The sequence below is a fragment of the Caulobacter segnis genome (genome assembly GCF_019931575.1).
Taxonomy (GTDB): domain Bacteria; phylum Pseudomonadota; class Alphaproteobacteria; order Caulobacterales; family Caulobacteraceae; genus Caulobacter; species Caulobacter segnis_C.
In genome coordinates this window covers 482,814-509,026 of the sequence record NZ_CP082923.1, presented here as the reverse complement: position 1 = coordinate 509,026, position 26,213 = coordinate 482,814, and the positions used below count along the sequence as shown (strand labels likewise).

19 protein-coding genes are annotated in these 26,213 nt (G+C 68.8%); 4 read left to right on the top strand and 15 right to left on the bottom strand.

The annotated features are described in order from the left end of the window. Positions 1 to 5 precede the first annotated feature (5 nt). The 5 genes from K8940_RS02315 to K8940_RS02295 all read right to left on the bottom strand — a co-directional run bounded on the left by K8940_RS02315 (position 6) and on the right by K8940_RS02295 (position 12,443). Complete coding sequence (locus K8940_RS02315) at positions 6 to 2,876, bottom strand: PAS domain S-box protein (protein ID WP_223392938.1); 2,871 nt, start codon at positions 2,874 to 2,876, stop codon at positions 6 to 8. Between the two features lie 133 nt (positions 2,877 to 3,009). Next, positions 3,010 to 4,764 carry an N-acetylglucosamine-specific PTS transporter subunit IIBC gene (gene nagE, locus K8940_RS02310; protein ID WP_223392937.1) on the bottom strand — a complete coding sequence of 585 codons (1,755 nt, stop codon included), beginning with the start codon at positions 4,762 to 4,764 and terminating at the stop codon, positions 3,010 to 3,012. 5 nt (positions 4,765 to 4,769) lie between these two features. Then, positions 4,770 to 7,322: a phosphoenolpyruvate--protein phosphotransferase gene (gene ptsP / locus K8940_RS02305; RefSeq protein ID WP_223392936.1), complete on the bottom strand. Its 2,553-nt coding sequence runs from the start codon at positions 7,320 to 7,322 to the stop codon at positions 4,770 to 4,772. Between the two features lie 22 nt (positions 7,323 to 7,344). Continuing rightward, on the bottom strand, positions 7,345 to 9,627 hold the full coding sequence (locus K8940_RS02300; RefSeq protein WP_223392935.1) for a beta-N-acetylhexosaminidase: 2,283 nt from the start codon (positions 9,625 to 9,627) through the stop codon (positions 7,345 to 7,347). A gap of 149 nt (positions 9,628 to 9,776) precedes the next feature. Further along, positions 9,777 to 12,443: a TonB-dependent receptor gene (locus tag K8940_RS02295; protein ID WP_223392934.1), complete on the bottom strand. Its 2,667-nt coding sequence runs from the start codon at positions 12,441 to 12,443 to the stop codon at positions 9,777 to 9,779. Between the two features lie 123 nt (positions 12,444 to 12,566). Between K8940_RS02295 and K8940_RS02290 the strand changes: the two genes are divergently transcribed. The 4 genes from K8940_RS02290 (at position 12,567) to nagA (ending at position 15,669) form a co-directional block, all read left to right on the top strand. Beyond that, entirely contained in the window at positions 12,567 to 12,635 is a 69-nt protein-coding gene (locus tag K8940_RS02290; protein ID WP_223395741.1) for a hypothetical protein, read from the top strand. A 64-nt stretch (positions 12,636 to 12,699) separates the two neighbouring features. After that, positions 12,700 to 13,443 carry a GntR family transcriptional regulator gene (locus K8940_RS02285; RefSeq protein ID WP_223392933.1) on the top strand — a complete coding sequence of 248 codons (744 nt, stop codon included), beginning with the start codon at positions 12,700 to 12,702 and terminating at the stop codon, positions 13,441 to 13,443. A 16-nt stretch (positions 13,444 to 13,459) separates the two neighbouring features. Further along, positions 13,460 to 14,533, top strand: coding sequence for an SIS domain-containing protein (locus K8940_RS02280; protein ID WP_223392932.1), 1,074 nt, complete (start codon positions 13,460 to 13,462; stop codon positions 14,531 to 14,533). Beyond that, the gene (nagA, locus tag K8940_RS02275; protein ID WP_223392931.1) at positions 14,533 to 15,669 is read left to right on the top strand and encodes an N-acetylglucosamine-6-phosphate deacetylase; all 1,137 of its coding nucleotides are present in this window, start codon (positions 14,533 to 14,535) and stop codon (positions 15,667 to 15,669) included. Before K8940_RS02280 ends, nagA begins: the two co-directional genes overlap by 1 nt. Positions 15,670 to 15,732: 63 nt before the next feature. Here the strand turns inward: nagA and K8940_RS02270 are convergent, their stop codons facing one another. The 10 genes from K8940_RS02270 to K8940_RS02225 form a co-directional block, all read right to left on the bottom strand. After that, a complete protein-coding gene (locus tag K8940_RS02270) occupies positions 15,733 to 18,753 on the bottom strand; it encodes a TonB-dependent receptor (protein ID WP_223392930.1) in 3,021 nt (1,006 codons plus the stop codon). 280 nt (positions 18,754 to 19,033) lie between these two features. After that, positions 19,034 to 19,504: a chemotaxis protein CheE gene (locus K8940_RS02265; RefSeq protein WP_223392929.1), complete on the bottom strand. Its 471-nt coding sequence runs from the start codon at positions 19,502 to 19,504 to the stop codon at positions 19,034 to 19,036. Beyond that, positions 19,501 to 20,103 carry a response regulator gene (locus K8940_RS02260; RefSeq protein ID WP_223392928.1) on the bottom strand — a complete coding sequence of 201 codons (603 nt, stop codon included), beginning with the start codon at positions 20,101 to 20,103 and terminating at the stop codon, positions 19,501 to 19,503. Before K8940_RS02260 ends, K8940_RS02265 begins: the two co-directional genes overlap by 4 nt. A gap of 6 nt (positions 20,104 to 20,109) precedes the next feature. After that, positions 20,110 to 20,493 carry a chemotaxis protein CheU gene (locus K8940_RS02255; protein WP_223392927.1) on the bottom strand — a complete coding sequence of 128 codons (384 nt, stop codon included), beginning with the start codon at positions 20,491 to 20,493 and terminating at the stop codon, positions 20,110 to 20,112. Between the two features lie 5 nt (positions 20,494 to 20,498). Continuing rightward, on the bottom strand, positions 20,499 to 21,065 hold the full coding sequence (locus K8940_RS02250) for a chemotaxis protein CheD (protein WP_223392926.1): 567 nt from the start codon (positions 21,063 to 21,065) through the stop codon (positions 20,499 to 20,501). Further along, a complete protein-coding gene (locus K8940_RS02245) occupies positions 21,062 to 21,451 on the bottom strand; it encodes a response regulator (protein WP_004621657.1) in 390 nt (129 codons plus the stop codon). Before K8940_RS02245 ends, K8940_RS02250 begins: the two co-directional genes overlap by 4 nt. Before the next feature lie 3 nt (positions 21,452 to 21,454). Next, a complete protein-coding gene (locus K8940_RS02240; protein WP_223392925.1) occupies positions 21,455 to 22,489 on the bottom strand; it encodes a chemotaxis response regulator protein-glutamate methylesterase in 1,035 nt (344 codons plus the stop codon). Further along, complete coding sequence (locus K8940_RS02235; protein WP_223392924.1) at positions 22,489 to 23,370, bottom strand: CheR family methyltransferase; 882 nt, start codon at positions 23,368 to 23,370, stop codon at positions 22,489 to 22,491. Before K8940_RS02235 ends, K8940_RS02240 begins: the two co-directional genes overlap by 1 nt. After that, a complete protein-coding gene (locus K8940_RS02230; RefSeq protein ID WP_223392923.1) occupies positions 23,370 to 23,837 on the bottom strand; it encodes a chemotaxis protein CheW in 468 nt (155 codons plus the stop codon). The genes K8940_RS02235 and K8940_RS02230 overlap by 1 nt, the downstream gene beginning before the upstream one ends. A 3-nt stretch (positions 23,838 to 23,840) precedes the next feature. Further along, positions 23,841 to 26,162, bottom strand: a complete 2,322-nt coding sequence (locus K8940_RS02225) for a chemotaxis protein CheA (RefSeq protein WP_223392922.1) — start codon at positions 26,160 to 26,162, stop codon at positions 23,841 to 23,843. Positions 26,163 to 26,213: the final 51 nt, after the last annotated feature.

Genomic DNA, 26,213 nt, shown 5'->3' with positions numbered 1-26,213 from the left:
ACTCCTCAGTGCAGCATTTGTCGCCGCGGCGGCGCTACGGCGACGGCGGCGAGCTCCACCTCCCAACGCCGGGCGACCCCGATGGTTCGCGAGACGAGGCCGCGCGTCAAATCCAGGGCCGCCTGATGATCGTCGCCGGCGTCGATGGCGGCCTCCAGGGCTTGGCAGGTCCTGGACAGCTCCAGGAAGCCCATCATGCCCGACGAACCGGCCAGGGCGTGGGCGTCCTCGCGCACGGTGCGGGCGTCGGTCTGGGCGAAGCGGTTCTCCATCTGGGCCACCAGGATGGCCAGCAGCGAGCGAACGGCGGCCGCGCCCATCGACTCGACCAGGTAGCGGCGCGCCTCCTCGCCGGCGTCGCGCTCCGGTTCGGCGCTGGCCGGCGCTGGCGCGGCCCTGAACACCGTCTCCAGCACCGCCTCCAGCGCCCCGGGATTGAGGGGCTTGGTCAGATGGGCGTTCATGCCCGCCGCCTGGCAGCGGGCCAGGTGTTCGGGCTGGGCGCTGGCGGTCAAGGCCACGATCGGGATATCGGCGAACGCCTCGCCCGAGGCGCGGATCGTCTGGGTGGCCGCGAAGCCGTCCATGACCGGCATCTGGCAGTCCATCAGCACCAGCTCGAAGGCGCCCGCGCGCAGGGCCTCGATGGCCTGGGCGCCGTCCTCGGCCAGCCCGACCTCGCAGCCATACTTGCTGAGCAGGGCGAGCATCAGTTCGCGATTCAGTTCGACGTCGTCGACCACCAGGATGCGACGGCCCGACAGGCGCGGCGGCTGGGCGGCCGGCGCGGCCTGGGCGCCGGAGCGCGATCCGGCGGCGGGCAGGGCCAGCTCGAACCAGAAGGTCGAGCCCGCGCCCGGACGGCTCTCGACCCCGATCTCGCCGCCCATCAGGCTGATCAGCTGATGCGAGATGGCTAGGCCCAGGCCCGTGCCGCCGTAGTGGGCCGAGACCGACGACCCGGCCTGGACGAAACGGTTGAAGATGCCGGCCTGCTTGGCCTCGGCGATTCCCACGCCCGTGTCGATGATCTCGACCCGCAGGCGCGGCGCGGCCGCGTCGCCGCCCACCCGCGTCAGGCTGGCGGTGACGCCGCCCCTGGCGGTGAACTTCACGGCGTTGGACAGCAGGTTCAGCAGCACCTGGCGGAGGCGGCCGGCGTCGCCGACGACGCTGGCCGGCGCATCGGCGTCGATCATGGCGCGCAGGCGCAGATCCTTGGCCGCGGCCTGCGGCTCCAGCATGGCCACCGCCTGGCGCAGCATCTCGGCCAGGTCGAAGGGCGCGGCGTGCAGCTCCAGCGCCGCGGCCTCCAGTTTCGAGAAGTCCAGCACGTTGTCGATGACGGCGTGCAGCGCCTGGCCGGCGCCGTGCACCAGCTCGACGCGCCGCTGGTCCTCGGCGGTGAGACCCCGGCTCTCGGTCAGCAGGCGGGTGAAGCCGATAATGCTGTTCAGCGGCGTGCGCAGCTCGTGGGACATGTTGGCCAGGAACTCGGCCTTGGAGCGGGTCGCGGCCTCGGCGTCCAGGCGGGCCTGGGCCAGGGCGTCCTCCTGGGCCTTCTGGGCGGTGACGTCGCGCAGCACGTCCAGATAGCCGGTCGGCGCGCCCGAGATCTCGTCGCGGATCAGGACCGGGTTGGATTCCAGCCAGGTCCATTCGCCGGTGCGCTTGTGGCGCACGCGCCAGCGCACCCGGTCGATCGGCTGGCCGGCGATCAGGCGACCGAAGGCGTCGCGCACCGGCTCGACGTCGTCCGGGTGGGTGATCGGCAGAGACGAGCGGCCCAGGATGTCCTCGGGCGCATAGCCGGTCACCGCCTCGCAGGCCGGCGAGACGAAGGTCGCCAGCCCCTGCATGTCGGTGGTGACGATGATGTCGGTCGCGTTCTCGGCCATCAGCCGATAGCGGTTCTCGATGGCCCGCTGGTCGGTCAGGTCCTGGATCTGGCCGATGAAGTGCTTGGGGCGGCCGTCCTCGCCCCGGGCCAGCGACACCGACAGCTGCACCCGGATCACCGAGCCGTCCTTGCGAATGTAGCGCTTCTCGGCCTGGTGGCGCTTGATCTCGCCGCCCAGCAGCTGGCTCATATAGCTCTGGCTGGACTCAAGATCGTCCGGATGCGTAACCGCGCGAAAGTCCAGCGTCCGCGCCTCTTCCGGCGAATAGCCGATGATGTCGCAGAAGACGCCGTTGACCTTGACGATCCGCCCGTCGAGATCGCCCAGGGCCATGCCGATCGGCGCATCGTGGAAGGCCGTCTCGAACAGCTCCTCCTGGGCCGCGCGCTGCTGGGCCTCCCAGGCGGCGCATTCCAGGGCCTGGGTCTTCTCGGCCAGCAGGCGCTCGCGGTGCTGGAACTCCAGCTGGCGCGACATCTGCGCGCCCAGCATCGAGGCCAGGACCCGCAGGATCTCGATGTCCTCGTCGGCGAAGGCGGCCTTGTGCTCGGAGAACACCTTCAGCACGCCCAGGGCCTCGGCCGCGTGCATCAGCGGCGCGCAGATCATCGAGCCCACCCCGACCTGGACGCAGGCCTCGCGGTCGACCCGGTCGTCGGCGAAGGCGTCGGCGCAGACCAGCACCTCGGCGGTGGCCACGCACAGGCCCGAGAAACTGTTGTCGCGCTTCAGGCGCGTGCCGATCAGGACCCGGTCCGTCGCGGCGCGATAGACGAGGTCGCCGCCGTCGACCAGCTCGACGATCGCCCCCTTGGCGCCGGTCAGCTCGGCCAGGTGCTCGACGATGGCCTGCATGAAGGCGTCGAGGTCCAGGCCCGCTTCCGACAGCGCCGTCTGGGCCGTGGCCAGGCGGGTCATGCGGTCGAGCCGCGCGCGCAGGGTCGCGATCTCGGTCTCGGCGATTTCTGCGGCCATTCCAGACTTTCTGTCTTCGCCTCGGAACCGGGGCGTCAGGCCCTAGGGGTCGCGCGAAAACATGAAGGGTGGGTTATTCGCCGCCCCGCTCGGCCTGCGACTGATCGCCCTCTCAACGTGGACGGAAGCTCCGCTAGATCATGCAGTTGATCGCCTCTGCGACGCGTTCGGCTGTGGGACCGAGGACGATGTGGAGGGCGTGGTCGCCGACGCGGACGAGGCCTCGGAGGCCGGCGGCGTGGAGGGCTTGCTCGTCGACGGCGGCGGGGTCGGCGACGACGACGCGCAGGCGGCTGTAGCAGGTTCCGACGGCCTTGAGGTTCCCCGCCCCGCCGAGGGCGGCGAGGAGGGCCTGGGCCTTGCGGTCGTCCTCGACGGTGGGGAGCTGGGACGGCGCGGGCTTGGCTGGCTGGACGGCGGGCCGGGCCGCCTGGCCGCCCGCATTTCCCTGGCTGAGGGCCGCGCGGATCTCGCCGGCGACGGCGTCGGCGATGGGGCCGAGGACGACTTGCAGCGCCTTGTCGGAGGGCTTGACGATCCCCCGCGCGCCGAGGGCCTTGAGCGCCGGTTCGCTGACGGCGGCCTGGTCGGCGACGATCAGGCGCAGGCGGGTGGTGCAGGCGTCGACGGAAGTCAGGTTGCCGGCCCCGCCCAGGGCCTGGACGAAGTCGGCCCCGCGCCCGCCGCCGGTGGCGACGATGGCCGGCGCGGCCAGGTCGTCGTCCTCGCGGCCGGGGGTCTTGAGGTTCAGCGTCTGGATGAAGAACCGGAAGAGCCCGTAATAGACCCCCGCATAGACCGCCCCGATCGGCAGCAGCCAGAGCGGATTGGTCGCCTTGCCGAAGTTGAGCACATAGTCGAACAGCCCCGCCGAGAAGGTGAAGCCCAGCTTCACATGCAGGGCGTTCATCAGGGCCATCGACACGCCCGTCAGGATGGCGTGCACGGCGTAGAGCGCCGGGGCCAGGAACATGAACGAGAACTCGATCGGCTCGGTCACCCCGGTCAGGAACGAGGTTAGGGCCAGGGAGACCAGCATGCCGCCCACGGCCTTGCGCTTCTCGGGCCGGGCGGTGTGGTACATGGCCAGGCAGGCGGCCGGCAGGCCAAACATCATCACCGGGAAGAAGCCGCTCATGAAGCCGCCGGCGTTGGGGTCGCCGGCGAAGAAGCGCCGCAGGTCCCCGGTGGCCCCATGGAAGTCGCCCACCACGAACCAGGCGATGTTGTTGAGGATGTGGTGCAGGCCGGTGACGATCAGGATGCGGTTCAAGAACCCGTAGACCAGCAGGCCCAGCTCGCCCGAGCCGACGATGGCCCGGCTGGCGGCGTCGACGCCGCCGTTGATGGCGTCATAGCCCCAGCCGATCAGCACGGCCATCAAGAGACCCGCCAGGCCCGAGACGATCGGCACGAAGCGCCGGCCGCTGAAGAAGGCCAGGTACTCGGGCAGCTTGAAGCCTGAGAAGCGGTTGTAGAACAGGCCGCCGATCACGCCCGAGAGAATGCCGATCGGCACGCTGAGCTTGGCCAGGGCCTTGGCCTTGTAGGCCGCGCCGGCCAGATCCGCATGGGCGGTGATCAGCCCCGCCGTCGTCTCGGCCGGGACATGCAGCAGGGCCTTGGCCCCCTCGGTGGCGATCAGGAAGCAGACCACCCCGGCCAGGCCCGCCGCGCCGTTGTTCTCGCGGGCCAGGCCCACGGCCACGCCGATGGCGAAGAGGAGACCCAGGTTGGAGAAGATCGCGTCGCCGGCCGCGGCGATGAAGCCGATGTTCAAGAGGTCCGGCTGGCCCAGGCGCAGAAGCAGCCCCGCCACCGGCAGCACCGCGATCGGCAGCATCAGGGCCCGGCCCAGCGGCTGGAGGATCTCGAGCGGAGACTTCATCGGGATCAGGCTCCGGTCTTGGTGAAGGCTTGGGCCAGGGCCCGCACGGCCTCGGGCGATGTCTGTTGCAGGGCCTGCTGGGCGAGCGCACGGCAGGCGTCCAGGCTGAGCGAGCGCACCTGGGCCTTCACCTCGGGGGCGATGCTGGCCGTGGTCGAAAGCTCGGTGACGCCCAGGCCCAGCAGGATGGCGGTGGCGGCCACATCCGAGGCCAGCCCCCCGCACACCCCCACCCAGCGGCCGTGCTTCTCGGCTCCACGACAGGTCAGGTCGATCATCCGCAGCACCGCCGGGTGCAGGGCGTCGATGCGGGCGGCCAGTTCGGGGTTACCCCGGTCCATGGCCAGCACGTATTGCGTCAGGTCGTTGGTGCCGATCGACAGGAAATCGGCCTCGGCGGCGATCAGGTCGGCGGTGACGGCCGCCGCCGGGGTCTCGATCATCACCCCCAGCGCGACGGCGTCCGTGACGCCCAGCTCGCGTTTGGCCTCCTCCAGCACCGCGCGCACAGCGCGCAGCTCGTCGAGGCTGGCGACCATCGGGACCATGATCTTGCATTGGCCCCTCTTTTGACCTTGAGGCGGTTTAACCCGCAGGATGGCCCGCAGCTGGGTCTTCAAGAGATGCGGCCGCCACAGGCTGACGCGCACGCCGCGCAGGCCCAGCGCCGGGTTCTCCTCGGCCGGGATCGGCAGGTAGGGCGCGGCCTTGTCGCCGCCGACGTCGAGCGTGCGGATGATCAGCGGCCGCCCCTGCAGGGCGTCGGCGATGGCCTGGTACTGGCGGGCCTGCTCGTCCTCGTCGGGCGGGGTCTCGCGGTCCAGGAACAGGAATTCGGTGCGCAGCAGTCCCGAGCCTTCCGCCCCGTTCTCGATCGCCGCCGCGGCGTCCTTGACCGAGCCGGTGTTGGCGAACACCTCGATGCGGGTTCCGTCCCGGGTGATGGCGGGCTCGTGGGCGGCGGCCTTGGCGGCGGCCTTGCGCGACTGGCGCTGGGCCAGGGCCGTCTGGGCCGCTTCCAGGGCCGGCGCGTCGGGCGCCACGCGCAGGGTCCCGCTGTCGGCGTCCAGGATCAGGGCCGCGCCGTCCTCGACGCTCAAGACCCCGCCCCCTAAGGCCACCAGGGCCGGGATGCCCATGGCCGCGGCCAGGATCGCCACGTGCGAAGTCGGGCCGCCACGGGCGGTGGCGAAGCCGGCCACCACGCCGGGATCCACGCCCATCAGCTGCGAGGGCAAAAGCTCGTCGGCCAGCAGGATCGCGCCCGGCGGCAGCACCGTCGTGTCGTCCTCCTCGCCACTAAGGGCGCGCAGCACCTGGCGCTCCAGATCGATCAGGTCGTCGACCCGTTCGGCCAGGCGCCGGTCGCCCAGACCCCGCAGGGCCTCGACATAGCCGCCGACGGCCGATCGCCAGCCAAAGCCGGCGCTCTTGCCCTCGCCGATCAGCCGGCGCGCGCCAGCGGCGAGCTCAGGATCATCCAGAAACGCCAGGTGGGCCCCCAGGATCGCCTTGCGGGCCTTGTCGCCTTTCGCGGCGTTGGTTTCGATCTTGGCGCGGACCTTGGCGATGGCGGCGGTCAGGGCCGCCTCCTCGTGGGCCACGCCCTCGCCCGCCTCGCGCACGGCGATGTCGCTGGACGCCAGCCGCACGGCCTTGCCGATCGCCAGCCCCGGCGCAGCCAGCACCCCCTTCAGCACCCCGTCACGGGGCAGTTCCGTCGGGGTCACGGGCGCGGATTCGATCACGGCCGCCGGTGCTGAGGCCTTGCCCGCCATCGGGGCCGCCACCGGCGCCCCCTCGCCCATGCCGCCCTCGATCAGGCCGACGATGGCTTGCAGCGCCGCCTCGGCGTCCACGCCCGAGGCCACCACGTCAATGGCGTCGCCATGGCGGATGGCCAGCGACATCACCCCCACCGGGCTCCTGGCGCTGGCCCGGCGCGCGCCGGCCACCAGCCCGATCTCGGCGTCGAACCCCTTGGCCGTCTCGGCGATCTTCGCCGCCGGCCGCGCATGGATCCCATGCGCCAGCGGCACGGTCACCTGGCGGGAAATCTCAGTCGTGGACGTCGGGCTAGCAACCGCCGACGCCCCGCCCAGCGGCGACAGCTCCATCAGGAAGTCGCCCACCGAAATGGCCCGGTCCTGGTCGCGGCGCACGATCGAGAAAGCGTCCAGATTGGTGATGACCACCGGGGTGATCAGGCTCTTGGCCCGCTGGGCCAGAAGGTCGAGGTCGAAACCCAAGAGCTTGTCACCGGCCTTCACCGCCTGGCCCTCGCGCACGAACACCGAGAAGCCCTCGCCGCCCAGGGCCACCGTCTCCAGCCCCACATGCATCAGAATCTCGGCCCCGTTGGCCGCCCGCAGGGTCACCGCGTGCCGGGCCCGGTGCACCGTCACCACCACTGCGTCGCACGGCGCGTGCAGCGTCGAGCCCAACGGATCGATCGCCAGCCCGTCCCCCAGCATCCGCTCGGAAAACACCGCATCCGGCGTCTCATCCAACGGCGCTACCCAGCCCTGGAGGGGCGAGCGGAGAACGAGATTGGACACGGCGGATACTCTTCCTCGGAACCTAGTTCGCGGGCTTCACGGTCACCCGGTCGACAACCCAGAACGGATCGATCGTCCTGCTCGTGAAGCTGAAGCAAAGATCGACCTTACCCGGTCTGGCGGGCAAGCGGCCGCCGACCGTCGACAGGGCCGGATTTTTCGCCGCGTCGCCCAGCGGGATGGCGGCGATGCGCTCGCCCGCGCAGCCCAGGCGCACCTCCAGTTCGCCGCCCGGCGTGGCGGGGGCGCGCAGCGGGATGTTGTCGCGGTCCTTGCCGACCTGGAAATTGAACGGGATCTGGCCGATCCGGGCGCTGATCACCGCGCCCTTGGAGAGGTCCGCCCCCTCCCAGATCCAGCACGGATTGAAGATGTCGACGTCGAACATCGCCCGCCTGTCGAAGTCGCGCGGGGCGTCGTCGATCATCAGCAGCGGCACATGGCTGGTGCAGCGCTTCAGCTGGCCACTGACCCGGGTCTGCAGCGCGGCCGGATCGACCGTCACCGTCTTCTCGCGCCCCAGGGCCTGGCCGTCCACGAAGGTGCGGGCCTTGACCGTCGTTCCCGCCGGCAGGGCCAGGGCGCCGGCATAGGCGGTCGAGGCCGCCGTCGGCGCCTTGCCGTCGGTGGTGTAGCGCACCTGACCCACGGCCAGCGGCGCGGCCAGGGCCAAGCTGGTCTTGCCCCCCTCGCCTTCCGACAGCGTCGGGCTGGGCTCGAACGGCACGGTGTCGGCGGTGACGCCCAGCACCTTCAGCCGCGCCATCTCGGCCGGCAGCCGGCGGGCGAAGTCGTCCCAGCTGATGTCCTCCTCTCGCGTCCAGGCCCGTTCGGCCAGGGCGATGGCGCGCGGGAAGGCCATCTGCTGCATGCGGGTGTCGGTCTGCATGTGCTCGGTCCAGACATTGGCCTGGACCCCGAGGATGTGCTTGCGCTCGTCGGAGCTCAACTGGGCCGGGGCCGGGTCGAAGGCGTAGACGTCCTTCAGCGTGATGATCAGGCCGCGCCCGGTCGGCTCCTCCCACGAGGCGCTCTGGCGATGGTCCAGATAGAGGGTCGGATGCGGCGACAGCACCGTGTCGTGGCCGGCCTTGGCGGCGGCGACGGCGCCGTCGATCCCGCGCCAGGACATGACCGTGGCGTTGGGCGCCAGGCCCCCTTCCAGGATCTCGTCCCAGCCGATCAGGCGGCGGCCGCGCTTGTCGAGGCTCTTGCCGACTCGCTGGATGAACCAGCTCTGCAGTTCGTGCTCGTCCTTGAGGCCCAGGTCCTTGATCTTGGCCTGGATCTTCGGACTGGCCTTCCACTGATCCTTTATGGCCTCGTCGCCGCCCACGTGGATGAAGGGCGACGGGAAGATATCCATCACCTCGCTCAGCACGTCGTCGAGGAAGGCGAAGGTCGCGTCGTCGGTGTTGTAGAGCCAGGGGAAGACCCCCCAGTCGCCCATCTTGCTGGCGTCCGGCGCGGCCACGCCCAGCGCCGGATAGGCCACGATCGGCGCCAGGGCATGGCCCGGGGTCTCGATCTCGGGCACCACGGTGATGTTGCGGGCGGCGGCGTAGGCGACCAGCTCGCGGGCCTGGTCCTGGGTATAGAACCCGCCGTACTTGGGATCCTTCGCGGCCGCGCCCGGATCATGCCGCCAGCCGGCGACCTGGGTCAGTTTCGGATACTTCCTGATCTCCAGCCGCCAGCCCTGGTCGTCGACCAGGTGCCAGTGGAAGGTGTTCATCTTGTGCGCCGCCATCGTGTCGATGACCGCCTTCAGCGTGTCGAGCGACTGAAAGTGGCGGGCGCTGTCGACCATCAGGCCGCGCCAGGCGAACCGCGGAGCGTCCTCGATCGCGGCGGCGGGAAGGGCGACCGGCCCCTGGGCGGCGTCGGGCGTCGCCAGTTGCCACAGCGACATCGCGCCATAGAACAGGCCCGCGCGCTGGGCCGCGGCGATGGTCACGCCGGCGGGTGAGATGTCGAGCCTGTAGGCCTCGCCGGCCGGCCCCTCGCGGGTCAGGACGATGGCGCCGGCGGTCGGAGGGCCTTCGACCACGGCGGGACGGAAGCCGCGCGAGCGCTGGATCAGCTCGGCCAGCTGAAACGCCACGCCCTTGGCCTCGACATCGCCCTTGGCGACGACGATGCGGGTCGCGGCGGAAAGCTTGAAAGTCCCCTCGGCGGCGACGGCCTTGGCCGGCGCGGGGGTGATGGTGAGGCCGTCGGCCACGGCGCCCGTCGCGAGCGCGGCGGCTCCAAGGCCGAGGGCAAGGGCGAACGCCGAGACGGCGATGATGCGGGTCTTGGTCACGCGGCCTCGCGAAGAGATAGGCGGCAAAAAGCGGGCGGGACAGCCGAGCCGTCCCGCCCTAGCTCCATGCTTGCAGTCAGGAGGGGTTGGATCAATCGCGCCGTGGTCGGAGGTCCCGGAAGCATCCGGGACCTCCGCCGCCGACATCGCTAGAAGCTGACGTTCAGCGTGGCCTGCAGCTTGCGGCCCGTGCGGTAGACGCCGCGCGGCAGCGAGGTCGTGTTGGCGTAGGCGTAGTACTCGCTGTCCAGCAGGTTCTGTCCCGAGACCGACAGCGTGATGTTCTGGTTCACCGCGTAGCCGACGGTGGCGTCCAGGGTCTTGGAGGCGCGGACGAACATGTCGTCGCCGCGATCCACGCCGGTGAAGTACTTCGACCGCCAAGTGAAGGTCGCCCGGGCCGAGAACGGGCCGGCTTCGTAGAAGGGGCTGAGATTGACCTGGTTCTTCGAGCTGTAGGGCAGCGGCGCGCCGCCCTGGCCCGAGGCGTCGGCGTAGGTGTAGTTGGCCAGCAGGCCGAAGCCGTGAGCGAAGTTCTGCTGGTAGGCGACCGCCAGACCCTTCACCTCGGCCGAACCCGCGTTGAACGGACGGCTGATCTGATAGGTCGTGACCTTGCCCTGCGACTGGTTGAAGTACGATTCCGGCTGCGTGCGCTGCAGGATGTAGTTGGAGATGTCCTTGTAGAACAGCTCGGCCGACAGGATGGCCTGGGGCTGGAAGTACCACTCGGCCGAGGCGTTGACGTTGCTCGACTTGTAGGGCTCCAGGTTCGGGTTGCCGCCGCCGCCGGTCAGGATGCCGTCCGACAGCCAGAAGTAGTTGGTCATGTCGGCGTAGTTCGGGCGGGCGATCACCTGGGCGGCCGCGAAGCGGAACACCAGGTCCTCGCGCGCGTCGACGATGATGTTCACGCTGGGCAGGACGTTGTCGTAGCTCTTCTTGGTCACCTGCCAGGTCCAGTCGGCGGCGGCGTTGCAGGCCGCGCCGGGCTTGCAGACATAGCCAGCGCTGTTGACCGAGGTCTTCACGTAGCGGACGCCGAAATTGCCGCGGATGTTGTCGGCCTTGAAGCTGGCCTGGGCGTAGGCGGCGTCGATGTTCTCCTGGATGTTCCAGTTGCCGGCCGTGAACTCGGCGGCGGCGAAGATCGAGGGCTTGGGCATGGAAGCGCCCGCCGCCAGCCACTTGCCGCTCTGGACATAGTCGACCATCGACTGGCCGCTGATCCGGAAGCGGTTCTTCATCTGGTCGCCGACGCCGTCGAAGCCCTTCAGATAGTTGCCGGGAACTTGCGTGGCGCTGAACAGCGAGGCCGGGGCGGCGACGCCGGTGATGGCGATGCCGGCGTATTGCTGGCCGGTCTCGTGCTCACGACGCTTGTAGCCGACCTGGACGCGCTGGATGACGCCGTCGAAGTCCTTGCCCAGGTCGATCTGGGCGTACTTCTCCTCGTCGGAGGTCGGCTTGGAGACCAGGTTGCCGCTCCAGCCCGGATCGGTTGCGAAGGCGGCCGGGTTGCCCATCACGTTGGTGGTGTAGGTCAGGCTGCCCGCGCTCTTGGGCGCGCCGCTGATGTCGACGGTGTAGTTGGCCCAGTTCAGGAACTCGAGGAACACCTGGCGCTTGGTGCCGCCATCGGCGGTGGACTTGCCGATCTCGCCGTTCAGGTCCCAGCCGTCGCCCTTGTAGCCACCCTTCAGATGGTAGGTGTCGGAGTTCAGCTCGGCTTCGCGGTACTGCACGTCCAGCACGCTCAGCGCGTTGTTGAACGAAGCCTTGGTGACCACGCCGTCCTTGACCGTCAGGTCGGTCAGGGCGCCCAGGCTGTTCCAGGTGTTGCCCTGGAAGGCGTACATCGACTGGTTGGTGTTGTCGTAGTCGGCCTTGATCTTCATCCAATTGAACTCGAACGAGAGCTGTTCGGTCGGCTTGTACTGGAGGGCCGTGGTGTAGGTGGTGCGGACGCGGTCCTGCTCGAAGTACGAGGCGCCGAACGCGTTCGGGCTGCGGGCCGTCAGGTTGCTGGTCAGGGTCGTGGCGCACGAGCCCGTGCAGCCACGGGTCCGCGAGTCGACCGGATTGTCCGGATTGCCGCCCGCCCACTGGTTGGCGGCGATGGTGCCGTAGCTCTCGACGCCGTCGCGGCGCAGCTGGTCCTCGGCGCGCTGGACCGAGAAGCTGGCGCCGAAGGTCTGGTCGGGATTCTTCCAGCTGACCAGCAGCGAGCCTTGGGCGTCGCCCTTCTTGGAGCGGTCGTTGTACAGATAGCTCACCGCGCCGGCGATCAGGCCCGACTTGAGGTCCAGAGGCTTGCGGGTGTTGACGATGACGGTGCCGCCGATGCTGCCTTCGTCGATGCGCGCTTCGGGCGACTTGTAGACGTCGACCTTGCCGACGATCTGCGGAGCCAGAAGGGCGTAGTTGAAGGTGCGGCCCGGAGAGTCGAGGATGAACCAGTCGGCCGAGGCGACGGTCTGGCCGTTGAGCAGGGTGCGGTTCAGCGCCGGGTCGGTGCCGAGGATGCTGACCTTCTCGCCTTGACCGAAGGCGCGGTCGACGGTGACGCCGGGAACGATCGTCAGGGCTTCGGCGACGTTGGTGCTCGGAAACTTGCCAACGTCCTCGGCGGTGACGACATCGACGATGGCGTCGGCGCGGCGCTTGGATTCGATGGATTGCAGCAGCGAGGCGCGGATGCCGGTGACGACCACTTCCTCGACGTTGTTGCTGTCCTGGGCCAGGGCCGGCGCGGCGATCATGACGGCCATGACGCTGGCGGATGCGGCCAAGACGGACTTATGGAACTTCTTCATAGTTCACTTCTCCCCATTTGCTCGGTCGCTTCGGACGCGAGCCGAACCCCAAAGACCAATCTGGTACCAATCTTTTCGGAGCGATCCCGAAAAGTGGCGCTTCTCAGGCCTCGGAAGGCGACTGTGACGGAAATTTTGCGGATGACAAGGCCAAAAAGAAACCAATTGCAGACCATGTTCTTATTGGTATGAAAATGGTCATATGCTATCGAAGCAGGCGCAGGGCGCCACGGACTTGGACGGGGAGGGCTGTGAAATGACGTTTGCTGAACGGATTGGGCGGCTCGACGCCGTCGATGATCACGCCCCGCTCTACAAGCAATTGCAGCGCGCGCTGCGCGAGGCGATCCAGAAGAAGGTGCTGGCGCCGGACGACGCCCTGCCCGCCGAGCGGGACCTGGCCGACGAGTTCAGCATCTCGCGCATCACGGTGCGCAAGGCGCTGGACGGCCTGGTCAGCGAGGGCCTGCTGACGCGCCGTCAGGGCGCGGGGACCTTCGTCGCCGCGCGGGTCGAGAAGAGCTTCTCCAAGCTCTCGTCCTTCACCGAGGACATGATCTCGCGCGGACGCACGCCGCGCAGCGAGTGGATCAGCCGCAGCGAGGGCCAGGTGACTCCGGAGGAGTCGCTGACCCTGGGCCTGTCGCCAGGGACCTCGGTCTTCCGCTTCGCCCGCATCCGCTACGCCGACGGCGCGCCGATGGCGGTGGAGTACACCACGATCGCCGCCTTCGCCCTGCCCTCCACCGAGGTGGTCGGCACGTCGCTGTACGAGGCGCTTGAAGCGACCGGCCACCGGCCGGTGCGGGCCCTGCAGCGGCTGCGGGCGGTGCTGTTCGCCGCCGAACAGGCCGACCTCCTGGGCGTTCCGGTCAAGGACGCCGGGCTGCTGATCGAGCGGCGCGGCTTCCTGAAGGACGGCCGGGCGGTGGAAGTGACCCAATCCTACTACCGAGGCGACGCCTACGACTTCGTGGCCGAGCTGAACGCCCTGTCCTAGGCCCGAGGAACAGAGCTTGGAGGCGACCGTCTTGACCCGATCCGAGACCCGCAAGGGACCGTCGCCGGAGTCCACGCGGATGTTCCTGGAGGCGGGGGAGGCCTCGTCGGTCGCCGCCGCGCTGCTTGCGGCCAACGCCGAGCGGGTCGCGGCCCTGGCCGCGCGGCTGCGGGAGACCCCGCCGCGCGTGGTGGTCACCTGCGCGCGGGGCAGCAGCGACCACGCCGCCACCTTCGCCCGCTACCTGATCGAGACCCGGGCCGGGGTGCTGACCTCGTCGGCGGGCCTGTCGGTCAGCTCGGTCTACGACGCTTCGCCCAACCTGGAAGGGGCGCTGGTTTTGGCCATCTCGCAGTCGGGCAAGAGCCCCGACCTGCTGGCGGCGGTGAAGGCGGCCAAGGCCGCCGGCGGCTACGCCGTGGCCCTGGTCAATGTCGAGGATTCGCCGCTGGCCCAGCGGGCCGACGCGGTCATCCCGCTGCACGCCGGGCCCGAGCTCTCTGTGGCGGCCACCAAGTCCTACATCGCCGCCCTGGTCGCCATCACCCAGCTGATCGCCGCCTGGACGCAGGATGAAGCGCTGGAGGCGGCGCTGGAAACCCTGCCCGCCCTGCTGACCCAGGCCTGGCGCCTGGACTGGAGTCCGGCCGTCGAACGCCTGACCTCGGCCAGCAACCTCTATGTCCTGGGACGCGGCGTCGGCTTCGCCGTGGCCCTGGAGGCGGCCCTGAAGTTCAAGGAGACCTGCGGCCTGCACGCCGAGGCCTTCAGCGCCGCCGAGGTGCTGCATGGCCCCATGGCCTTGGTCAAGGACGGCTTCCCGGCCCTGGTCTTCGCCCAGAACGACGAGAGCCGCGCCAGTGTCGACGCCATGGCCAAGGGCCTCTCCGAACGCGGGGCCGACGTGCTGCTGGCGGCTCCCGGCGATGAAGCGGGCGTTCCCACCCTGCCCGCCGTGTCGGCCCATCCGGTGCTGGAGCCGATCCTGATGATCCAGAGCTTCTACCGCATGGCCAACGCCCTGTCGGTGGCCCGCGGCTACGACCCCGACAGCCCGCCCCACCTCAACAAGGTCACCGAAACCGTCTGATGCTGGCTGCTCTCGTCCATGGCCGCGTGCTGACGGCCGCCGGTGTCGAACACGGCAAGGCCGTCCTGATCCAAGCCGGTCAGATCGCCGGCGTGGTCCCGATGTCCGAGGTTCCCGCCTCGGCCGCGCGCCGCGACCTGGCCGGCGGCCTGCTGGTCCCCGGCTATATCGACACCCAGGTCAATGGCGGCGGCGGGGTGCTGTTCAACGACGCCCCGACCGTGGAGACCATCGCCGCCATCGGCGCGGCCCACCGCCGCTTTGGCACGACCGGCTTCCTGCCGACCCTGATCAGCGACGACCTCCATGTCGTCGACCAGGCGATGCGGGCCACCGAGCAGGCCATCGAACAGGGCGTGCCCGGCGTGCTGGGCGTCCACATCGAAGGCCCGTTCCTCAATCCCAAGCGCAAGGGCATCCACGACGAGGGCAAGTTCCGAGTCATCGACGAGGACGCCATCGCGCTCCTCTCCTCGCTGAAGCGCGGCAGGACCCTGGTGACCCTGGCCCCCGAGCGGACCACGCCGGAGATGATCCAGCGCCTGGCGAACGCCGGGGTGCACGTCGCCGCCGGCCACACCAACGCCCTCTATCCGACCATGCGCCAGGCCCTGGCGCAGGGCCTGACCGGCGTCACCCACCTCTTCAACGCCATGTCGCCGCTGACCAGCCGCGAGCCAGGGGTGGTGGGGGCTGTGCTAGAGAACCAGACCGCCTGGGCCGGGATCATCGTCGACGGCCGCCACGTCGATCCGGTGACCCTGAAGATCGCCCTGCGAACCCGGCCGCTGGACCGCTTCATGCTGGTCACCGACGCCATGCCGACCGTGGGCATGGCCGACAAGCGCTTTTCCCTGCAGGGCCGCCAGATCGTGGTCCGCGACGGGGTCTGCGTCGGCGAGGACGGCACCCTGGCCGGCTCCGACCTCGACATGGCCGCCGCCGTCCGCAACGCCGTCCAGATGCTGGGCGTCTCGATCGAGGACGCGGTGATGATGGCCTCGGCCGCCCCCGCCGCCTTCCTGGGTCTCGACGCCCAGCGCGGCCGCATCGCCACCGGACACGCCGCCGACCTCTGCCTGCTGGGCGACGACCTCTCCGTCTCCGCCACATGGATCGACGGGGACGAGGGCTGACAAAAAGGGCGCTGACCTCGCGGTCAGCGCCCTTCTCGTTTCAGCTCAGCAAGCCGTGAAAGCCTAGAACTTCCACTTCACGCCCAGATAGTACTGACGGCCGTAGTGCACGTACTCTTCCGAGGACAGGCGGGTCGAGTCGTCCACCTTGCTGTCCTTCTCGTCGGTCAGGTTGATGCCTTCGAGGGTGACGGTGAAGTTGCCGAAGTTGTAGCTGACCTGGCTGTCGATGTTCAGGGTCTTTTCCTTGATCCGAACATCGTTGTTGTTGGTCGCCGACGGGGCCACCTGGATCAGGTACGGGTCGCGATACGAGGCCGAGACGCGGGCCTTGAAGTTGGCCTTCTCGTAATAGAGCGTCGCGTTATAGGCGTCCGGCGACAGGTTGATCAGCGGCTGAGTGATCAGCACGGCCGGAGCCGTCTGGACCCGCGGCGTGCCGGCGTAGGTCGGGTTCTTGATCACGTACTGGATGTCGCTCTGCACGTGCGTGTAGTTCACGATGCCGCCGAAGCCGTCGAAGGGCGCCGGCAGGAAGGTGAACGGACGCTGCAGCGAGATCTCGTAGCCCTTCAGCTTGCCGCCGGGGCTGTTGATCTGGGTCGTGACCGTGAACAGCGTGTCGATGGTGTTGCCGTTCGTCAGCAGGCTGGTCGGCAGACCGGTCTCCGAGTACGGAATCGCGACGGCCGTGGTCTGGATGTAGGACTTGATGTCCTTCTGGAACACGCCGACCGAGAACAGGGTTTCCTTGTCCGGATACCACTCGAAGCTGAGGTCCAGGTTGTTGGACAGCATCGGGTTCAGGTCGGGATTGCCGCGCGTCAGGGTCTGGGCCGACTGGCTGCTGGCCGTGTAGCCCGGGGTCAGGTTCTGCAGCTGCGGACGCGTCATCACCTTGGCGGCGGCGAAGCGGACGTAGAAGTTGTCCCACGGCTGGGCCGAGACGTTCAGCGACGGCAGGGTGTTGGTGTACTGGCGCGAGGTCGTCTGAACGGCGTCGGTGGGGACGGTGGTCGAGATCGTGCCGAAGGGCGTGGCCACCGGCGTGGTCACGCTGCCGGTGTTGTAGTGGCCCAGGGCCGCCTGCTCGGTCTTCACCCAGCGCACGCCGACATTGCCGCGCACGGGGATGTTGGCGATGTCGTAGTCGAAGTCGCCTTGCAGGTAGAAGGCGGTGTCCTTCTCGGTGATCTCGCGCAGGGCGCCCAGCTGGTTCAGGACGCTCAGGCGGAAGTCGCCGTTGGCGTTGATGCAGTTACAGTCGTAGCCCAGCTTGGCTTGCAGCTTGGCCAGGTCCGGAGCCAGCCACGAGGTCGGCACGCCCGCCGGCAGGTCGAGACCCCGGCCGAAGCCGCTGATCACGCGCGAGACGTCGGCGATCGTCGTGCCGGCCGGCAGGCCGAAGCCGGCCTCGGCCGTGAAGGTGGTGCCCGTCGTCGCGAGGTTGCGCGAGAAGAGGCGCTTTTCCCACGAGTTGAAGCCGTATTCCTTGTAGTTGCCGCCGTAGCGCAGCTTGAAGCCGTCCAGGATCTGGTAGTCGATGTCGACGTGGAACGTCTTGAAGGTGTTGACCGCCTTGCTGGGACGCAGGCGCAGCAGCGAGGCGTCGCCCAGGGCGTTGCTGGCGCTGTAGGTGTAGTTGGTCGGGTTCGTCGGATCGAAGCCGTAGTTGAAGTTCGGCAGCTTGTCGTTGCCCGAGTAGTCGTAGCTGTAGTTGTCGCTGTCGTAGCGATCGAACGAGAAGGTCGTCTGGACCGGGTTGTTCTGGATCGACCGCGACTGGCCGTAGCCGACGGCCAGGTGGCCGGCTTCGCCGAACTTGGTGTCGTAGGTCAGCGAGAACTGGTTGAACTCGGTCTTCAGTTCGTCGTGGCGGTACTCGACCCGAGCGTCGACGTCGTCGAACGTGCCCTTGATCAGGTTGCCCTTGCCGTCGGCCGTGAAGTTGACGACGTCGGTCTGGGGCAGACCCGCGCCGCTGCGGCTGAACGAGATGATCTCCAGATAGGTCTCGTCGCGGTTGTTGGTGAACTTGGCCAGCATCGCGTCCAAGGTCAGGGTCGAGCGGTCGTTCGGACGCCACTGGATCGACCCGGTCACGCCCAGGCGCTTCTGATCATAGTCCAGGCGGCCGTAGCGCGGGATCCGCGGGTGCCACAGGTTGTTGGCGGTGCCGGCGGCGGCGGTGACGGTCGGCGAGGTGCCGCCGGTGACCGTGCCGATCTGGGCGCAGGTCAGGGCCGGGCCGCTGACCGGGTTATAGGCCGCGCCCGAGCACGGGAAGGCGGTCGACGAGTTGAACTGGACCGATGGGTTTTCCCAGCGGCCGGTCGAGGAGCCTTCCTCGCGCTGGGCGCGGGTCGCGTAGGCCACCGACAGCAGCGCGCCGACCTCACCGATGCCGGTGTCCCAGCGGTTGCTGACCAGGAAGGTGTAGCGCGGGTCGCTCTTTCGCGAGAGGTCGTTCCAGCCGATCTTGCCGCTGGCGCTCATCGTGAACTTGCTGAAGTCGAACGGACGGGCGGCCTGCAGGTCGACGATCGCGCCCAGCGAGCCTTCCTCGTTCATAGCCGAGGTCGACTTGCGCACGGTGACGCTGTTGAACAGCTCCGAGGCGAAGATCGAGAAGTCGAACTGGCGGCCGCGATTGGCGCCGCCCGAGCTGTCCTTGCCGCCGGTGGTGGCCAGGGCTTCCAGGCCGTTCAGGCGCACGACGGTGAAGTCGGGACCCAGGCCCCGGACAGTGATGGTGCGGCCTTCGCCGCCGTCACGGTCGATCGACACGCCCGGCACGCGCTGCAGCGACTCGGCCAGGTTCAGGTCGGGGAAATCGGCGATGTCCTGGGCCTTGATGACGTCGACGAGGTCGTTCTCGCGACGCTTGACGTCCAGGGCGTTGGCCAGCGAGGCGCGGAAACCGGTGACGACGACGGCTTCGACCTCATCGACGGGAGCCGCCGCCGCGGGCGCCGGGGTGTCTTGGGCGGCCGCCGCGCCGGCGAACGTCATCGCCAGAGCCAGGGCGCCAGCCGAGACGCCGTAGTGCAGGACGCGCACGCGTCCCGTGGTTTTCTTGGACATAGAACCTCCTCCCGTATCGACCATTGATGCGACGTCGACGCCGCCTTGGCCTTCGTTACGATCCCGCGTCCTTCCCACGAGACCGCCCCCGGCCTTTTAAATCTTAATTTTTGCCACCGGTGTCAGAACCGAACTATGGTTTTTGACACCGGTATCAGAGTGCTAACAAAGCCCGTGACGGCCGACAAGGCCACAAAGTGGCCATACCTTACGAGACTCGCGCCCCCGTTGCCTTTGCGACACATAGCGACGTTACGTCACAGGCCGTTTCGGCAAGCTTTCAGCCTTCGTCCGGGCGGTAATGGCTGACCTGGTAAAGACCTTGCAGCATGGCGTCGCGCTGCTCGACCGGCAGCTGGGCGCCCATGGCGCGCAGCAGCTTGAGCGCCTTGATGTGCACGTCCACAGCCTCCCAACGCCAGCCCCCGGCCTCGGCGCAGTCGTCGGCCAGACCGCAGAGCGACATCGCCGCCTTGTCGATCCCGGCGTCCATCACGAAGGCGCTGACGTCGATGATCCGCGAGGCCAGCAGATACAGATCCTCAAACGATTGCGACGCGCGATCCGGCGCGTCCTTGCCGAACCGGGCCTCGATGTCGGCCAGGGCCTCGTCCAGCGCGGCCATAGAGGACTCGCGCAGAGTCTCCACCCCCGCCTCGGCGGCGGCGATGGCGTCCTTGGCCAGCATGCCGCCGCGATCCTTGATCATGGCGGCGAGGCGGTTGGGGGGGCGGAATTTGCGGACGGTCATATCTGCACCTTGGCTGGGCGCATCAGGTTGGCGATTTCGTCATCCGACATGTTGGGCGTCTGCGCTTCGCCCACCTCCGCCGGGAGGTCGTCCTTGCGCCGTCCGTCCGTTCCCGGCGGCGGCCCCTCATGCTTGAAGCGTCGATCGGGCCCGATGTAGGTGTCGCACTCGATGAACATCCGCTCCTCGCGGGCCACCCAGAATATGCGCTCCAGGAGCACCTTGGGCGTGATCGGCTTGGCGACGACATAGTTCGAGCCTGCGTCGCGCAACTTGCGGATCTGCGAGGCGCGGGTATGGCCGGTGACTAGGATGACTGGAATGTAGCGGTTGGTTTCGCCGCCCTCGCGGCGCAGCCACTCGATGAACTCGATGCCGTCGGTCACCGGCATCTGCACGTCGCTGATGATCAGGTCGAAGGTCTTGGTGCGGACGAGCACCTGGGCGTCCGCGACCGTCTCCGCGCGAAGCAGCTGCTTGACGCCGAACCCCGAAACCACCTGCGACAAAATGTCCAACGAGGGACCATTGTCGTCCAGCACGAGCACCGTGGCTCGTTCGAGATTGATCCTTGCCGAGGGGAGAAGGGCGTCCGGCATCTGCCCCTAGAAGAAATCCAGTTCGCCGGCTTCGGCGCTCGCGCCGGCTTGTTCCTCGGCCCGCAGGCGCTTGGCCATGTCGGCCAGGCCCAGGCCGCTCAGCACGGGCGCGATCGAGACGCTCCACTCGCCGGAGGCGTGGTGGCCGATCCGCTCGAGCACCTCGGACAGGCCGTGCAGCCGCTGGCTCAGTTCGTCCAGCGCCTGCAGGCGCGAGAGGTTCTCCAGCGTGGCGCCACCCGTGGCGAGATCGCCGGCCAGGTGTTCGCAATCCCGGCAGATGGCGGCGGCCGAGGCCAGCTCCGCCGCCAGGCGACGCGACAGCTCTCCGACCGCGAGGTGTTCCTCGGGCGGGGCGATCGGCGACGACGGCAGCGGCGAAGCGGTCATGAGTGTCAGAACAGATCCACGTCGCCGCTCGAGGCGGCGGGCATCGGGGGCGGCACGGGACGACGGACGTCCTGCGGCGCGTTGTCCACGGCCACCAGGCGCTGGCGCACGCGACCCGAGGTCGGCCAGAACTCGACGCGACGGGCCGAGACCCCGCCGGTGCTGGACGAGACGATCGGAATGCCTTCGTCGCGCAGGAAGCGTTCGGCGAAGGCCGAGTTGCTGGCGCCGACGTCCGAGAGGCCGTCGAACAGCTTGGCGCCGCCGAAGATCTTGGCTTCCAGCCGCTCGCGGCGGGCGCCCTTCTTCAGCAGGTCGTTGATCAGCAGTTCCATCGCGTAGGCGCCGTAGCGCACGGCGTCGCCGCCGCCGCTGCGGCCGTCGCCTTCCGGCAACAGGAAGTGGTTCATGCCCCCCACGCCCGCTTGCGGGTCGCGGATGCACGCGGCGATGCAGGAGCCCAGCACGGTGGTCATGACCACCTGCGGGTCAGTCGTCACATGGCTTTCGCCCTGCGTGACATGGACCTTGATCGCGCGTTCCGGGTCGTCGGTGTGGGAGAATTGCGTCATGTCAGCTGCCCGAACACCTGTTCGATCTTCTCCCTCAAGCCCTGCACGGTGAAGGGCTTGACGCAGTAGTTGTTGACACCGAACTGCACGGCGCGCTGGACCAGTTCGCGGTCGGCGCGGCCCGTCAGCATGACGAAGGCGGTCTGGCGGATCGGCGGGTGCGAGCGGACCGCTCGCAGCAGCGCCAGGCCATCCATCTTCGGCATGTTGAAGTCCGAGATGACGAGATTGGCCGGCTTGGCCAGGAGGTTCTTGAGAGCCTCCTCGCCATCGGGCGCCTCACGGATGTCCTTGAAGCCGATCTGCTGCAGCGCATTGCGGATCAGGGCCCGCATGGTCAGCTGGTCGTCGACCACGAGAACGGAGATGGAGCTAGCTTGCGGCATGGTTCATCGCCTCGCGGAGGCCAGATCGAGGATGGATTGGCCCATGGAGGACAGGGAGACCTGCTTCTCCACCGCGCCAAGTTCGAAAGCGGCCCGGGGCATGCCGTAGACGACGCAGCTCGCCTCGTCCTGGCCCAGCGTCTTGGCGCCGGCCTTTCGCATGCCCAGAAGGCCCTGGGCTCCGTCGCGGCCCATGCCGGTCAGGATCGCCCCGACCGCCTTGTCGCCGACGGCCTGAGCCACCGAGTTGAACAGAACGTCCACCGACGGACGGTGGCCGCTGACCGGGTCGCCCTGGACCAGGCGGCAACGCAGGCCGGCCGAGCGAACGACCTCCAGGTGCGTGGCGCCGCCGGGGGCGACATAGACCTTGCCGGGCTCCAGCAGGGCGCCGTCCGTGGCTTCCTGCACCTTGGCCCCGCTGGCGCGATCGAGGCGCGCGGCGAAGCTGGCGGTGAAGGTGGCCGGCATGTGCTGGGTGATGACGGTCGGCGGGCAGGTCTCGGGGAACAGCTGCAGGATCGACAGCAGGGCTTCCACCCCGCCGGTCGACGAGCCGATCGCCACGATGTCGCCCGAGGGCATGAAGTCCTTGCGGCGCGTCGGCGCGGAGCTCGGCGCGGCGCCGGCGTTGGTGCGGACCGAGGCGCGCGCCGCGATCTTCACCTTGGCGACGATCTCGGCCAGGGCTTCCTGGGTGCCGGTGGCGTCCGCGGGCTTGCCCACGCAGTCCACCGCGCCCAGTTCCAGGGCCCGCAGCGTCATCTCGGCGCCGGCCTGGGTCAGGGTCGAGACCATGACCACGGGCATCGGCCGCAGGCGCATGATCTTCTCGAGGAACTCGATGCCGTTCATGTTCGGCATCTCGATGTCGAGCGTGACGACGTCGGGGTTCAGGGTCTTGATCATGCCCCGCGCTTCGAACGGGTCGCCGGCGCCGCCGACCACCTCGATCTCCGGGTCACGATTGAGGGCCGCCGAGATGAGGCTCCGCATGGTGGCGGAGTCGTCGACGACAAGAACGCGAATCTTCGGCATTAGCGGCCCACCTTCCTGTAGGCGGTCAGGCCGCAGCTCTCGAAGGCGGTGACGGACGCGCCCACCCGCTCGGAGTGGCCGACATACAGGCGACCGCCCGGCGCGACGAGCGGCGCGAAGCGGCTCCAGACACGTTCTTGGGTAGGTTCGTCAAAGTAGATCACGACATTCCGGCAGAAGATGGCGTCGAACGGACCCTTCATAGGCCAGGACGGACCATTGAGATTTAGTTCCCGGAACGCGACCAGGCTGCGCGCGGCTTCGCAGACGCGGAAGGCGCGGCGGTCCGAGGGATCGCGTTCGAAGTACTGGTTGCGCGCGGCGGGAGGGATGCCCTCCAGAAGGCTCTCGTCGTACGAGGCGGCCCGACCGGTCGCGAGCACGTTGGTGTCGATGTCCGTGCCCAGGATCCGGATGTCCAGATCAGCGGCGTTCGGCCACACCGACAGCACCGTGAAGGCCATCGAATAGGGTTCCTGGCCCGACGAGCTGGCGGCGGACCACAGGCGCAGGCGGCGACCGGCGCGCACCTGGTCGGCGACTGGCTCCAGCACGTTGGCGCGCAGGTCGTCGAAGTGGTGCGGCTCGCGGAAGAAGCGGGTGACATTGGTCGTCAGGGCCCGCAGCATCTCCTGGCTCTCGTCCCCGCCCTTGTCGCTGGCGACGAAGGCGCAGTACTCGGTGAAGGAGCGCAGGCCCAGGGCGCGCAGGCGCTTGGCCAGGCGCGAATAGACCAGCGTCGCCTTGCTGTCGGGCAGGCTGATGCCCGCCAGGTCGTACAGCAGCGCGGCGATGCGCTTGAAGTCCTGGTTGGTGAACGCGAACTCGCCATCGACGATGGCTTCGCGGCGTTCCACGGAAGAGGCGGAAGCGGTCGTCATTAGGCGGCCATCGCCTCCCGTTCGGGCAGGATGCGGTCCAGCGAGATCTCGCTGATCATCCGGCCCTCGATCGAAATGATGCCGCGCACGAAATTGCGCACGGTGTCGCAAGCCATGTCCGGGGTCGGCTGCACCATGTCGTCGTTGATCGACAGGATGTCCGAGACCGCATCGACCAGCAGGCCGACCGTGCGGTCGCCCGCCTTGACCACGATGAAGACGCTGCGGACGGTCGGCTCGATGATCGGCATGCCCAGGCGGCAGGCCAGGTCCATGATCGGCAGCACCGCGCCACGCAGGTTGATGACGCCGCGCATGAAGCCGGGCGATTGCGGAAGCGTCGTCGCCGGGCTCCAGCCGCGGATCTCGCGGACGGCCATGATGTCGACGCAGTACTCCTGCTCGCCCACGCGGAAGGATATCAATTCGCGGCGATCAGCGCCGATGGCGGTGGCATGGTCGGTCATGACTTACTCCGCGGCGATGAGAGTAGGTTCGGTGGGACGGGGCGCGCCGCCTTCGCGGCGCCGCATGGCGATCGTGGCGTCGACGTCGAGGATCAGCGCGACGCGGCCGTCGCCCAGGATGGTCGCGGCGGCGACGCCCTCGACCTGCTGGTAGTTCTGCTCCAGCGACTTGATGACGACCTGGCGCTGACCGTGGATGGCGTCGGCCACCAGGGCGGCGCGCGAGCCGTCCTCGCCCTCGACCAGCAGCACGACGCCGTCGGTCGGGTGCGGGCTCTCGTCGCGATAGCCCAGGGTCAGGCCGACGTCGATCAGCGGCACGAAGCTGTCGCGGACGGCCAGCACAGAGCCGACCGGGCCCAGCGGGCGAACTTCTTCCGGCTTCGGACGCAGGCTCTCGACGATGGCGGCCAGCGGCACGACCAGGGTCTCGCCGGCGACGTCGACCACCATGCCGTCCAGGACGGCCAGGGTCAGCGGCAGGCTGAGGGTGAAGGTCGAGCCTTGGCCCGGACGCGAGGCGATCGAGATGCGGCCGCCCAGGGCCTGGACCGAGCGCTTGACCACGTCCATGCCGACGCCGCGGCCCGACACGTCCGAGATCTTGTCGGCGGTCGAGAAGCCCGGGAGGAAGATCAGGTTGTCGATCTCTTCGTCGGTCAGGGTCAGGTCGGGCGCGATCAGGCCCTTCTTGACCGCGATCGAGAAGACCCGCTCGCGGTTGATGCCCTTGCCGTCGTCCGAGACCTCGATGACGATCCGGCCGCTGCGGTGCAGGGCGGCCAGGCGCACGACGCCTTCGGGATTCTTGCCGGCCGCCTTGCGCTCCTCGGGGCTTTCCAGCCCGTGGTCGATGGCGTTGCGCAGCATGTGGGTGATCGGGTCGGACAGACGCTCGATGACCGTCTTGTCGACCTCGGTGTTCTCGCCGTCCATCACCAGGCGGGCCTGCTTGCCCGTCATGTTGGCGACCTCGCGGACCAGGCGCGGCATGCGCTGGAACACCGACTTCACCGGCTGGGCGCGGATGGCCATGACGCTGTCCTGGATCTCGCGCGTCAGCTGTTCCAGCTCGTCGAGACCCATGGCCAGGTTGGAGGACGGGGCGATGCCGTATTCGCCGACGCGCTGCGCCAGCATGGCCTGGTTGATGACCAGCTCGCCGACCAGGTCGATCAGGCGGTCGATGCGCTCGGGATCGACGCGGATGACCGACTGGCCGGGACCCGGGACTTCGACCGGGGTGGCCTTCGGGGTCGCTGCGGCCGGCGCGGCGGGCTTGGCGGCCTCGACGACCGGCGCGGGGGTCGGGGCGACGGGCGCGGCCTCGGCGACAGGCGCCAAAGACACTTGGGGGGCGGCGGAAACTTCGATCGGCTCGGGCGCCGGGGGCGGAGCCGGGGCGGGCTCGACGACTTCGGCGACGGGCTCGGGAGCGACCGGTTCGGGCGCGGCCTCGGCGACGCTCAGCAGCGAGGCCATGGCGTCCTCGACCTTGCCTTCGCCGCGGGTGATGTCCAGGTCGCAGTCGCCATCGACGAATTCGAAGACCTCGCGGATCGCGGCCTCGTCCTCGTCGGTTTCCAGGCGCACGCTCCAGGTGACGAAGGCGGCTTCCGGATCCAGGTCTTCCAGCGCCGGCAGGGCGCTGTCGTCCAGGGTCGCCTTGATCGGGCCCAGGCGGCTGAGCTCGCGCAGCAGCAGCGCCGTCTCGTTGGCCTTGCGGTACAGGTCCGACTTCGGACGGATCGACACCGTCCAGACGTTGGAGGGGACCAGATCGGCGTCGGCGGCCTGCGCCTCGACGGTGATGGTTTGCGGCACGAACACGAAGCCGAGGTCGTCGTCGCCCATGGCGTCGTCGTCAGCGGCGGCGACCGGCGCGGGCGCGGCGTCCTCGACGACGGCCGGCGCGGCGGCGGCCGGTGCCGGGGCCGCGTTCGGATCGGTCCAGGCTTCCAGCTCGGCGGCCATGGCGGCCGAGGCCCCCATGTCGACGTCGCCCAGGCCGCGCGCGGCGCTGACGTGGTCGGCCAGGATGTCGGAAGCGCGCAGCAGGACGGCGGCCAGCTCGACCGTGTTCGGCACGGAGCCCGAGCGCACGGCGTCCAGCAGGGTCTCGAAGACGTGGGCGAAACGCACCAGCGGCTCTAGGCCGAAGGCGCCGGCGCCCCCCTTGATGGAGTGGACGGCCCGGAACACGGCGTTGACCGTCTCTAGGTCGCCGGCCCCTTCCTCCATAGCCAGGAGACCGCCCTCGAGGTCGGCGAGAAGCTCCTCGCATTCCTGGAAGAAGGTGACCTTGATGGCCTCTAGCTCGTCCATTCCCGTAAGTCCTAATTCGCGTCTAGCAACGGGTACTCAAAAACGGGGTAC

Bases quoted from the DNA above. Each gene is read 5' to 3' on its own strand.
- K8940_RS02265 (WP_223392929.1), bottom strand. From the start codon at position 19,504: ATGACCGTCCGCAAATTCCGCCCCCCCAACCGCCTCGCCGCCATGATC.
- K8940_RS02270 (WP_223392930.1), bottom strand. From the start codon at position 18,753: ATGTCCAAGAAAACCACGGGACGCGTGCGCGTCCTGCACTACGGCGTC.
- K8940_RS02230 (WP_223392923.1), bottom strand. From the start codon at position 23,837: ATGACCGACCATGCCACCGCCATCGGCGCTGATCGCCGCGAATTGATA.
- K8940_RS02235 (WP_223392924.1), bottom strand. From the start codon at position 23,370: ATGACGACCGCTTCCGCCTCTTCCGTGGAACGCCGCGAAGCCATCGTC.
- K8940_RS02315 (WP_223392938.1), bottom strand. From the start codon at position 2,876: ATGGCCGCAGAAATCGCCGAGACCGAGATCGCGACCCTGCGCGCGCGG.
- K8940_RS02260 (WP_223392928.1), bottom strand. From the start codon at position 20,103: ATGCCGGACGCCCTTCTCCCCTCGGCAAGGATCAATCTCGAACGAGCC.
- K8940_RS02295 (WP_223392934.1), bottom strand. From the start codon at position 12,443: ATGAAGAAGTTCCATAAGTCCGTCTTGGCCGCATCCGCCAGCGTCATG.
- nagE (WP_223392937.1), bottom strand. From the start codon at position 4,764: ATGAAGTCTCCGCTCGAGATCCTCCAGCCGCTGGGCCGGGCCCTGATG.
- K8940_RS02240 (WP_223392925.1), bottom strand. From the start codon at position 22,489: ATGCCGAAGATTCGCGTTCTTGTCGTCGACGACTCCGCCACCATGCGG.
- K8940_RS02250 (WP_223392926.1), bottom strand. From the start codon at position 21,065: ATGACGCAATTCTCCCACACCGACGACCCGGAACGCGCGATCAAGGTC.
- K8940_RS02285 (WP_223392933.1), top strand. From the start codon at position 12,700: ATGACGTTTGCTGAACGGATTGGGCGGCTCGACGCCGTCGATGATCAC.
- K8940_RS02225 (WP_223392922.1), bottom strand. From the start codon at position 26,162: ATGGACGAGCTAGAGGCCATCAAGGTCACCTTCTTCCAGGAATGCGAG.
- nagA (WP_223392931.1), top strand. From the start codon at position 14,533: ATGCTGGCTGCTCTCGTCCATGGCCGCGTGCTGACGGCCGCCGGTGTC.
- K8940_RS02245 (WP_004621657.1), bottom strand. From the start codon at position 21,451: ATGCCGCAAGCTAGCTCCATCTCCGTTCTCGTGGTCGACGACCAGCTG.
- K8940_RS02255 (WP_223392927.1), bottom strand. From the start codon at position 20,493: ATGACCGCTTCGCCGCTGCCGTCGTCGCCGATCGCCCCGCCCGAGGAA.